The 10,693-nt window shown below is 73.8% G+C and carries 9 protein-coding genes; 2 read left to right on the top strand and 7 right to left on the bottom strand.

The features are described from left to right. Nucleotides 1–139: 139 nt before the first annotated feature. From ABT095_RS16905 to ABT095_RS16890, 4 genes are all read right to left on the bottom strand, one after another. Complete coding sequence (locus ABT095_RS16905; protein WP_350530177.1) at nucleotides 140–1,081, bottom strand: ROK family glucokinase; 942 nt, start codon at nucleotides 1,079–1,081, stop codon at nucleotides 140–142. A 196-nt stretch (nucleotides 1,082–1,277) separates the two neighbouring features. Then, a complete protein-coding gene (locus ABT095_RS16900) occupies nucleotides 1,278–1,526 on the bottom strand; it encodes a DUF5304 family protein (protein WP_350530176.1) in 249 nt (82 codons plus the stop codon). A 54-nt stretch (nucleotides 1,527–1,580) separates the two neighbouring features. Next, nucleotides 1,581–2,744: an ArsA family ATPase gene (locus tag ABT095_RS16895; protein ID WP_350530175.1), complete on the bottom strand. Its 1,164-nt coding sequence runs from the start codon at nucleotides 2,742–2,744 to the stop codon at nucleotides 1,581–1,583. Nucleotides 2,745–2,987: 243 nt separating this feature from the next. Beyond that, the gene (locus ABT095_RS16890; RefSeq protein ID WP_350530174.1) at nucleotides 2,988–3,419 is read right to left on the bottom strand and encodes an SRPBCC family protein; all 432 of its coding nucleotides are present in this window, start codon (nucleotides 3,417–3,419) and stop codon (nucleotides 2,988–2,990) included. Between the two features lie 259 nt (nucleotides 3,420–3,678). Here ABT095_RS16890 and ABT095_RS16885 point away from each other — a divergent pair, with 259 nt between their 5' ends. Then, a complete protein-coding gene (locus ABT095_RS16885; RefSeq protein WP_350530173.1) occupies nucleotides 3,679–5,472 on the top strand; it encodes an AMP-dependent synthetase/ligase in 1,794 nt (597 codons plus the stop codon). A gap of 174 nt (nucleotides 5,473–5,646) precedes the next feature. Here the strand turns inward: ABT095_RS16885 and ABT095_RS16880 are convergent, their stop codons facing one another. Further along, nucleotides 5,647–6,783 (bottom strand): glycosyltransferase family 4 protein, encoded by a 1,137-nt coding sequence (locus ABT095_RS16880; RefSeq protein ID WP_350530172.1) that lies wholly within the window; start codon nucleotides 6,781–6,783, stop codon nucleotides 5,647–5,649. Between the two features lie 129 nt (nucleotides 6,784–6,912). Here ABT095_RS16880 and ABT095_RS16875 point away from each other — a divergent pair, with 129 nt between their 5' ends. Then, on the top strand, nucleotides 6,913–8,253 hold the full coding sequence (locus ABT095_RS16875; protein ID WP_350530171.1) for a glycosyltransferase 87 family protein: 1,341 nt from the start codon (nucleotides 6,913–6,915) through the stop codon (nucleotides 8,251–8,253). An 8-nt stretch (nucleotides 8,254–8,261) separates the two neighbouring features. On the opposite strand, the gene ABT095_RS16870 is transcribed toward ABT095_RS16875, so the two are convergent. Next, complete coding sequence (locus tag ABT095_RS16870) at nucleotides 8,262–9,503, bottom strand: hypothetical protein (protein WP_350530170.1); 1,242 nt, start codon at nucleotides 9,501–9,503, stop codon at nucleotides 8,262–8,264. 20 nt (nucleotides 9,504–9,523) lie between these two features. Next, the gene (locus ABT095_RS16865; protein WP_350530169.1) at nucleotides 9,524–10,576 is read right to left on the bottom strand and encodes a C40 family peptidase; all 1,053 of its coding nucleotides are present in this window, start codon (nucleotides 10,574–10,576) and stop codon (nucleotides 9,524–9,526) included. Nucleotides 10,577–10,693 lie beyond the last annotated feature (117 nt).

Here is a 10,693-nt window from a genome sequence, read left to right as displayed (position 1 = left end):
CGGCGAAGCCCGGGGCGATCGCCTTGACGATGGCCACGATCTCGTCGCTGTCCTGGGTGTCCAGGCAGCGCGGAAGACGACAGGTCTGCGCCTTCCGCGCTCGCGCGGTTCCTCGCGCCCCCGGATAGTGCAGCTTGCCCTAGTAACGGGCCAGATCCGCCGCGCCGACGATCCCCGCCGCCGAGCCCATCGAGGCCAGCACGACCTCCGCCCGGGGCCGGTGCACGCCGCCCGTCAGGTACGTCCCGAAGGCCGCCGCGACCGGGTCGAGCAGCAGCCGCCCGGAGTCGGAGACCCCGCCGCCGAGGACGAAGACGCCCGGGTCGAACAGCGCCGCGAGGTCCGCCATGCCGCGCCCCAGCCAGTCGGCCAGCTCGGCGTAGCACTCGAGTGCCAGCGGATCCCCGTCCTGGGCCGCCTCGGTGATGTGGATGCCGCGGATGGTCTCGGCGACCCCGTCGTTGAGCTCCAGCATCCGCTTGCCCGCGATCGGGTCGGCCGCGGCCTTCTCCCGGCCGTACCGCCGCAGCGCCCGCCCGGAGCCGTACTGCTCCCAGCAGCCCTTGCCGCCGCAGCCGCAGAGGAGGCCGTCCGGCACCATGTTGAGGTGCCCGATCTCGCCGGCCACGCCGAAGCGGCCGCGGTGCAGGCGCCCGTCGAGCACGATCCCGCCGCCGATACCGGTGCCGACCGTGATGAGCACCATGTCGGTGTGGTCGGCGGCCGCCCCGAAGCGGAACTCGGCCCAGGCCGCGCAGTTGGCGTCGTTCTCGACCACCGTGTCGAGGCCGGTCAGCTCCTCGATCCGCTGCTTGAGCGGCTCGGCCTCCCAGGCGATGTTCGGCGCGAAGATCACGGTGGAGCGGCTGGAGTCCACGAAGCCGGGGGCTCCGACGCCGACGGCCGCCACCGCGGGGTACTGCTCGCGGAGCTCGCGGACGGCCTGCGCGATGGCATCGACCGCCCACTGGGGGTCGGCCGGGGTGGGTACCCGGGTCCGCGCCAGGATCTCGCCGTTCTCGTCGACCACGCCGGCCGCGATCTTCGTCCCGCCGACATCGACGCCGATGGTCAGAGCCATGTGTCCCTCAGCTATTCACTCGTCTCCGCTGAGCGGAACGGTACCCGCTGAAGACACCTCCCGTACACACTCCCGCCTACAGGATTCGAAAACAATTGGGCCACTCTGATGGATTTCGGCTTCAAGTGTCGTACGTTCGGGCGCGCTACGTGACGCCAAAGGACCAGACCACTACCAGAAGCGGAATCCGGCTTAACTACTTGTCCGACGGTTCGTCAAGGTCGATGCGCTCGCCCTCGGCGCTCCCGGGCGCGGCCCAGCGCCGCTCGTGACCGGCGACGGCGGCCCGGTACGCGGCGAGCAGCTCACCGCCCGCGGCCGCCAGGTGGCCGTACACCTCGGGGTTCTGCTCACGGAAGCGCTGGCCGGCCTGCTGCGCCTTCTCCCCCACCGCCAGCACGAACCGGCGGACCTCCTCCGCAAGCTCGCCGCGATCGTCGGCCATCGTTCTCTCCTCGTTCGACAAGCTTCGACAGGGCTTCAGCAGGCTCCGACAGGCTCAGCGGGGCCAGAGCGCGGGGTCCGGCGCGAAGCGCAGGGTGAGCACCCCGTCGGCGAGGCCCGCGCCGCTGACCGTGCAGCGCCGCAGCGCCGAGGGCAGCGGCAGGATCCGCCGGTACGCGCCCAGGCCGAGCACCAGCTCGTCACCCCGGCGGACCAGCTCCAGGTCGGCCCGGTCGGCGCCGGGCAGCGGGATCCGCCAGACCAGCAGCCCCTCCTCCGCCCGGCGGTCCTCCACCGGCCAGTCGGCGGCGGCCGGCACGGCCGGGCCGGGGCCCTCGCCGTAGAGCTGCTCGGAGACCGTCTCCAGGGTGCCCTCGGGGCGGCGCGAGACGAGCAGCGGCACACCCAGCTCCTCAGCCAGCGTGGCGAGCCGGGCCCGCTGCCGGGCGGCCTCCCCGGCCAGCCAGGGGTCGGGCGAGGCGGCGGCGGCCACCGGCAGGGCGCGGTGCGCCACCACGGCGTCCAGCCGGTGCCCGTGCAGGGCGAGGCCGGCCCGGATCCGGCGCAGCTCCTCGGGCGCCACGGAGTCGGCGTCCACCGTGAGCCGTACCGAGGTGCCGGGCGCCTCGATCACGGCCCGGGCCTCGGCCAGCGCCTTCGCCGCCCAGCCACGGGCCTCGAACAGCCACTCGGCGGGCATCGGCACCCCGGCCACGGCGGCCAGCAGCGGGCGCAGCGCGCGGGCGGCCTGCCGCTGCTCGGGCACCAGGCGGTCCAGGTAGCGGTCGAGCTGCTCCGGGAGGGCGAGGGCGGCCAGCAGCTCGGCGGGGGCGGGGGCCGCGACCACCAGCACCTCCGCCTCGGCGGAGCGCAGCGCGCGCAGCAGCGCGAGCTGCCGGGTGCCGGGCAGCGGGGTGAGCTCCTCAGCGTCCAGCGGCGCCGCCCCGAGCAGGTCGAGCGCGGGCCTCAGCCGGGGCGCGAGCTCGTCCAGCGCACCCCGGAAGGCGGCCTGCTCGTCCAGCCGGGCCACACTCAGCAGCCCGTCGACGGCCTGCGGCTCCGCCTCGAGCCGGGTGTCGAGCAGCGCGTCCACCCGCCGGTGCGGATCGTCCGCGGCCAGCAGCAGCGTCCGGTACCGCCGCCGCGCGGCGTGCAACGCGGTCGCGGCGGCGACCAGGGCGGACCCAGGGCCGCTGACCAGGATCGTGCGCTGAGCCACCAGGGCCTCTCTTTCGGATCACGTCGGCTGTGACATCAGCGGCTGGCGCCGCGGGGCGGGCGTCGCCCGGTGACGCGCGGGCGGCGCCGAGAAGGGGGCACCTCCCGGCCGAAGGCTGGGGGAGAGTCCATACGGAGCATCGGCGACCGACGAGAAGCCGTCGAAGGGCCCCCCTGCCCGATGCCGGGCAAGGAGGGCGCGTGCCCCGGCGGCGACCGCCCGGCGTGATCCGGAAGAGAGGCCCTAGCCTTCGACGCGCTTCTTCAGGCCGGCCAGGGCACGGTCGATGATGACCTTCTCGGCCTTGCGCTTGATCATCCCGAGCATCGGGATCTTCACGTCCACGGCCAGCTGGTAGGTGACCTCGGTGCCGCCGGCGATCGGCGCCAGCGCGTACGAGCCGTCCAGCGAGCGGAGCATCTGGCTCTTCACCAGGGTCCAGCTGACCTCGCGGTCGCCGTCCCAGGTGTAGGCCAGCGTGTGGTCGTCGCGGATGGCGCCGGCATCGAGCAGCAGGCGCACCTCGGCGGCCCGGCCGTTCTCCGCCGTCTCCAGCACCTCGATCTCCTTCACCTCACCCGTCCACTCGGGGTAGGCCTCGAAGTCGGCGATCACGGCCATGACCTCGGCCGGGGTCGCGGCGATGGTGATGCTCGACCTGGTGTGCTCCGCCATGGAACGGCCCTCCGCGTCTCTTCAGATGTGCGCCCAGGGCAGGTTATCGCGCCGGACGGCGCCGGTTGCCCCGTGGGGCGCCGACCCCGAGCGCGCTACCGACGAGTCACAAATGCGCTGGCATAAGGTGCTGAGGAGGGCCGCAGTGGCTCCGACCTGCGATGTGACTCTTCGAACACCGCACCGGGCTCCCCTGGCCATTCCGTTTACCGGGCAGTAACGTCCTGCCGTCCCGCAGCGTCGCAGACGAGGAGCAGTCTTGCTCGACTTCAGCCTTCCGGCCCGCTACCAGGTACCGAGCGGCGGTAACCTCTCCGACCTCGTCCACCAGAACGCGGAGCGTCACCCGGGCGTCGCCGTGCTCAGCCGGAAGACGGCCAACGGCTGGACGGACCTGACTGCTGCCCAGTTCCTCGCCGAGGTGCACAGCGCCGCCAAGGGCCTGATCGCCGCCGGCATCGCCCCGGGCGACCGGGTCGGTGTGATGTCGCGCACCCGCTACGAGTGGACGCTGCTCGACTTCGCGATCTGGAGCGCGGGCGCGATCACCGTGCCGGTGTACGAGACCTCCTCCGCCGAGCAGGTGCAGTGGATCCTCGGGGACTCCGGCGCCGTCGCCGTGATCACCGAGACCGACTCGCACGCCGCCGTGGTCGAGCAGGTCCGCCCGGACCTGCCGGAGCTCGCCCACACCTGGCAGATCGAGCGCGGCGCGCTGGCCGCGCTGGCCGCCGCCGGTGAGAAGGTGGCCGAGGAGACGGTCCACGAGCGCCGGGGCACCGCGACCGAGGACTCCCTCGCCACCATCGTCTACACCTCCGGCACCACCGGCCGCCCCAAGGGCTGCCAGCTGACGCACGGCAACTTCCTGGCCGAGCTGGGCAACGTGACGGCCCGCCTGCAGCCGCTCTTCGTCACCGGCGAGAGCTCGGTGCTGCTCTTCCTGCCGCTGGCGCACGTGCTCGGCCGGATCGCCGAGATCGCCGCCGCGATCGCCCCGATCAAGCTGGGCCACGTCTCCGACATCAAGGACGTCACCGCCGAGCTGGCCGCCTTCCGGCCCACCCTGATCCTGGGCGTCCCCCGGGTCTTCGAGAAGGTCTACAACTCCGCGCGGGCCAAGGCCCAGGCCGACGGCAAGGGCAAGATCTTCGACAAGGCCGCCGAGACCGCCATCGCCTACAGCCGCGCGCTGGACAACGGCGGCGCCCCGCTGGGCCTCAAGCTCAAGCACCTGGTCTTCGACAAGCTGGTCTACAGCAAGCTCCGCGCGGCCCTGGGCGGCCGGGCCACCCACGCGATCTCCGGCGGCGCGCCGCTCGGCGAGCGCCTCGGCCACTTCTACCGGGGCATCGGCTTCACCGTCCTGGAGGGCTACGGCCTGACCGAGACCTGTGCCGCCACCGCCTTCAACCCGCACGACAAGCCCAAGATCGGCACCGTCGGCCAGCCGCTGCCCGGCTCCGCCATCCGGATCGCCGAGGACGGCGAAGTCCTCCTGAAGGGCCCGCAGGTCTTCACCGGCTACTGGAACAACCCGACCGCCACCGCGGACGCCCTGCACGACGGCTGGTTCGCCACCGGCGACCTGGGCACCCTGGACGACGAGGGCTACCTGGTGATCACCGGCCGCAAGAAGGAGATCATCGTCACGGCCGGCGGCAAGAACGTCGCCCCCGCCGTGATCGAGGACCGCATCCGCGCCCACCCCCTGGTCGGCGAGGTCATGGTGGTCGGCGACCGCAAGCCCTTCATCGCCTGCCTGGTCACCGTCGACGAGGAGTTCTTCCCCAAGTGGAAGGAGCTCAACAACAAGCCGGTCACCGCCACCGTCGCCGAGCTCTCCACCGACCCCGACCTGCTGGCCGCCATCCAGTCCGCGGTCGACGACGGCAACGCCGCCGTCTCCCACGCCGAGGCCGTCAAGAAGTTCCGCATCCTCGACGCCGTCCTCTCCGAGGCCAGCGGCCACATCACCCCGTCGCTCAAGCTCAAGCGCAACGTCGTCCTCAAGGACTTCGCGGCCGACGTGGAGGCTCTCTACCAGAAGTAGGTGCACTACCTAAGGGCGCGGGGAACTGCGCGAGTGCGGAAGATGACGGCCTGTCGCCTTCCGACTTCGCGCAGTTCCCCGTGCCCCTAGGTGTTGCAACCGGCTCTCGGCGTCAGCCGAACGGTCGGCCTCTTCCGACCTCGCGCCGTTCCCCGCGCCCCTGGAGAGTGCGACTCACCCGGCGAGCAGCGAGGTGAGCCTCCCGGCGAGCAGGTCCCAGCGCCAGTCCCGCTCCACCCAGCGCCGTCCGGCCTCCCCCATCCGGGCCCGCAGCTGCGGATCGAGCAGCAGCCGCACGATCCGCTCCGCCGCGGCCGCCGCACTGCCTCCCGGCACCACGTACCCCGTCTCGCCCTCGAGGACGGCGTCCGGAGCCCCGCCGGAGTCCCCCGCCACCACCGGCAGCCCGGTCGCCGAGGCCTCCAGGTAGACGATCCCGAGACCCTCCACGTCCAGCCCGCCCCGCCGGGTGCGGCACGGCATCGCGAAGACGTCGCCCGCCCCGTAGTGCGCCGGCAGCTCCTCCCACGGCACCGCCCCGGTGAACCGGACCGAGGCCGCGACCCCCCGCGCCGCCGCCAGCTTCTCCAGCTCGCCCCGGTACGGCCCGCCGCCGACGATCAGCAGCACCGCGTCCGGCACCTCCCGCAGGATCTGCGGCATCGCCTCGATCAGCGTGTCCTGCCCCTTGCGCGGCACCAGCCGCGAGACGCAGACCACCACCGGCCGGTCCGCCAGCCCCAGCCGCGCCCGCACCGCGTCACCGCCCGAGTCCGGCCGGAAGGTCTGCTCGTCCACCCCCGGCGGGAGCTGCACCATCCGCCGCGCGGCCTCCGGCCCCACCGCCGCCGCGATCCGCGAGCGGGTGTACTCCCCGAGGTAGGTGAGGACGTCCGTCCCGGCGCCGATCCGCCGCAGCAGCTGCCGCGAGCCGGGCAGCTGCGCCCAGGCGGCCTCGTGCCCGTGCGTCATCCCGAGCAGCCGGCCGGCCCCGGCCCGGCGCAGCGTCGGCGCCATCAGCCCGAGCGGCGCGGCCGCCCCGAACCAGACCGAGTCGCAACTCTCCGCCTTGAGGATCTCCGCGGCCCGCCGCGTCACCCGCGGCGTCGGCACCATCATCTTCGTCCGGTCCCGGATCACCGGGAACGGCTGCTCGGCGTCGAACCGGGCGACCTCGCTGCCGTCCCGCCAGGTCGAGGCGTACACGACCACACTGCCCGCCGGCTGACGGACGGCCATGTTGTGGACGAACGCCTGGATCCCGCCCGGCCGGGGCGGGAAGTCGTTCGTGACGATCAGGGTCTTGTGCATGGCTGACGGCTCGCTCGGTAGGGGGGTGCTCGGTGTACCCGGCGCTGATCCGTACCATAGGTCAACACCGCCGTTCGCCGGGAGCGCCGTCAGGCCGCGCGGTGTCCGAGACGAACGAGGGAGCAGAGGGTGGCGTTGGTCCACGCCGGTCCTACCGGCAGCGGCAGCACCGCGCTGTCCCCCGCTCCCTCCCCCGCCGGTGGCGCGCTCTGGGCGCTGGGCGCCGGCTGGGTGGTCACCCGGGCGCTGATCCTGCTGATGGTCATGGGCGTGATCCGGATCTCCGGGGCCGATGTGACGGCCGACGTCTCGGTGATCTACCACGGCTGGTACGAGGTGCTGCAGACCGGCACCTTCCCGCTGGACGACGTGACCTGGCAGTACCCGCCCGGTGCCGCGCTGGTGATCCTGCTGCCGGGGCTGCTGCCCTGGTCGTACCTGGTCTCCTTCTACGTGATCTGCGGCGTGGTCGACGCCCTCGCCATGGGCCTGCTGATGCGGGCGGGCGCCAAGCGCGGCCGCAGCTTCTCCGGGGCCTGGGTCTGGGTCGCGGGGGTGCCGCTGCTCGGGCCGACGGTCTACTGCCGGTACGACCTGATCGTCACCGCGATCACGGTGGCCGGGCTGCTGTCGGTGCTGCGGCGGCCCGCGCTCGGCGGGGCGCTGCTGGGCTTCGGCGCCCTGGTGAAGGTCTGGCCGGTGCTGGCCCTGGCGGGCACCCCGAAGGGCCGCCGCACCCGCCGCTCCTGGACGGCCGCGCTGGCCACCCTGAGCGCGGTGGGCTTCCTGCTCGCGGCGGGCATGAACGGCGCCTTCGAGTTCCTGAAGTTCCAGCGTGACCGGGGCATCGAGGTGGAGTCGCTGGCGGCCCTGCCGCTGCACTTCGCCCGGCTCGCGGGCGGCTGGCGCGGGCAGGTCTCGATGAACTACGGCTCGCTCGAGATGCTCGGGCCCTGGGTGCCGGTGCTCTCCAAGGCCGCGGTGGCGGGCACCGCGCTCGGCTTCGGCTGGCTGCTGGTGTGGCGGCTGCGGGCCAAGCGCTGGCAGCCCTCGACCCCGTACGACGCCGCGCTGGCCGCGCTGCTGGTCTTCACCGTGACCAGCCGGGTGATCAGTCCGCAGTACCTGGTCTGGCTGGTCGGCGTCGCGGCGGTCTGCCTCACGGTGCGCGGCACCAGCCAGAAGCCCGTCGCGGTGATCATCCTGGTGACGACCCTGGTCACCACCCTGGAGTTCCCGGTGCTGTTCGGCCAGGTGCACGCGAGCCAGCCGCTCGGGGTCGCCGTGCTGACCGTCCGCAACCTCCTGCTGCTGGCCGCGACCCTGCTCTCCTGCCGCCGCCTCTGGCGCTCCACCCGGGCCCCCGAGGCGCCGCGCACCGTCGTCCTGCCCGCCCTCCCGGCGGCCCCGGCCTACACCATCCGGCCCGGCATCACCTACGAGCAGCACCTGCTCGACGGCATCAAGTAGCGCCCTGTTCAGCCGCCGAACAGCCGCTTCAGCTCCGCCACCCACTCCTTCACGAAGGCATCGAGCCCCACCCCCAGCTGGGCCCGCAGCAGCCCGTCCAGCCACTGGTCCCGGCTCGCGGTCGGCCCGGCCGCCCCGGCGGCGCGGTAGAACGCGGTCAGCCGGGGCTCCCCGTAGCGCTCGGCGATCAGCCGGCAGGCGGACCAGCCCAGTTCGTAGGCCTGCGCTATGCCCACCGCCCCGGCGGTGAAGTCGCTGTCGAGCGGCAGCGCGGCGGGCAGCCGCCCGGCCTGGACGTCCTTGGCGAGTTCGGGGGCGATCTGCCGGGGCGTGCGGCCGGTCGACCGGTAGCCGGTGTAGTCGGCGACGCCCTCCGAGAGCCAGAGCGGGGTCCAGGCCCTGGTGTCGGCCCGGGTGGCCACATGGGTGGCCTCGTGGGTGGTGACGACCCGCCGGCCGAGGTCGGTGAGCTCGGCGTACGCCTCGGGGTTGAGCACCACGCGGTCGGCGGCGGACTGCCCGTCAGGGCCGGTCGCGGCGGTGGTGACGGCGGCTATGCCCTGGTAGTCCGCCGCTTTGACCCCGAGCAGCTGGGCGAACTGCTCCTCGCTGGCCGGTATCTCGAGCAGCAGCCGCCCGGCCCAGCCGCTCCCCCACACCTCGCTGACGGCCGGCACCGCGTGATCGGCCAGCGCCGCCGTCTTCGCCAGCTCCCCCGGCTCGCCGAGCCCGAGCACGGTGCTGCGGGCCCCGCGCACCACCCGTACGGCGCCCAAGTCCCACAGCGCCACCGCCCCGGCGGGCTCGTCGGAGGCCAGCAGCCACCGCCCGCCACTGCGGACGAACTCCACCCGCCGCCCCAGCAGGGCCGGGTGCGCGTCCACCCCGTCCACCCGGTAGCCGAGCTCGGCCGTGGCGCTCACCCGCTCGACGGCCGCGCCGCTCTCGCCGCCGCCCACCGTCGGCTCGCCGACCCCGGTCAGCCGGTAGCCCAGCCCGGCCAGCGGCAGCTCCGCCAGCCGGGCCAGCAGGGTGAGCTCGCCCGGCACCGCCTCCGGCGCGGCGAGCGCGGTCAGCGCCGCCCCGTCCCGGCGCAGCAGTGCGGCGGACCGGGCCGTGAGCAGCGCCTCCAGCTGGGGCCGCACCGGGGGTGGGACGGCCGGGGCCGCCTTGGGCGGGCGCCGGACCGGCGGGGAGAGCAGCGCGAAGCTCCCGGCCGCGAGGAGCAGGGCTCCGCGCCGGGACAGCACGGGCTGCTCCCCTGCACCGGTCAGACCCGCACCACCCCGCTCACCGGCATCGCGCTGACGCTCTCGTAGCGCACCTTGGCCCCCGGGTAGGGCGCGTGCACCACGACACCGCCGCCGGCGTACATGCCGACGTGGTGGGCGTCCTTGTAGAAGATCACCAGGTCTCCCGGTCGGGCCTCGGCGAGGCTGATCCGCTGGCCCGCGTGGGCCTGCTCCTGCGAAGTGCGCGGCAGCGAGACTCCGGCCTGCCGCCAGCTCCAGTACATCAGACCGGAGCAGTCGAAGGTACGGGGGCCGGTCGATCCGTAGACGTACGGGGAGCCGATCTTGGCGATGGCGGCGGCCAGCGCGGCGGCGGCCCGCTCGGAGGAGGCCGGCTGGTTGCCGAGGTCGAGCCGGTCGGTGCCCCGGGTGGCGCGGCTCTCGGCCTCCTCGGCGTCCTGCGCGGCGAGCCGGGCCCGCTCGGCGGCGCCCAGGCTGTCCAGCAGGTGCTGGGCCGTGGCGAGCCGCTGCTGGACCTCCCGCTTGCTCTCGGTCAGCGAGCGCCGCACCTGGTCCAGCTCGCCGAGCTTGGCCTGGGCCTCGGCCCGGCGCTGGTCGAGGCGGCGCTGACGGTCGACCAGCTCGTGCAGGGTCTCGGCCTGCCGGGCGGCGGCCTGGTCCAGGCTGCGGGCCCGGCTGAGGTAGCCGGCCGGGTCGGAGCTGAGCATCAGCTGCACCGTCGGGTCCATCCCGCCCGCACGGTACTCGGCGGCGGCCACCGCCCCCAGCTCGCCGCGCAGCCGGTTCAGCCCGTCCTGCCCGGCGGCGACCTCGTCGAGCAGCCGGCCGCTCTCGGCCTGCAGGCGCTTCTGGGTCTCCTCGGCGGCGTTGAACCGCTCCGAGGCCTTCTCGGCCTCGTCGTAGAGCTGGTCCACCTGCGCCTTGACGTCCTTGCGGCTGGGCGGCTCGGCGGGGGCGGCCTCGGCGGTGCCGACGGCGGCGGCCAGCACCCCGGTGGCGGCCGCCGTGATGGCCAGCGCCCGGGCGATCCTGTGCACACCCGGCAGGGGGGAACGGCGAGGCATCGACATGCGGCAGAACATAGCGAGTACTGGCGATCTAGTCCAAACCTCCCCGAACTCGAATATTCGCCCACTAATCGGACATCAGATCCACTGCCGGGGAACGCCGCAGGCCCGGCACCCCCT

The organism is Kitasatospora sp. NPDC002227, from assembly GCF_040296285.1.
GTDB lineage: Bacteria > Actinomycetota > Actinomycetes > Streptomycetales > Streptomycetaceae > Kitasatospora.
This window is presented reverse-complemented; position numbering and strand designations above follow the sequence as displayed.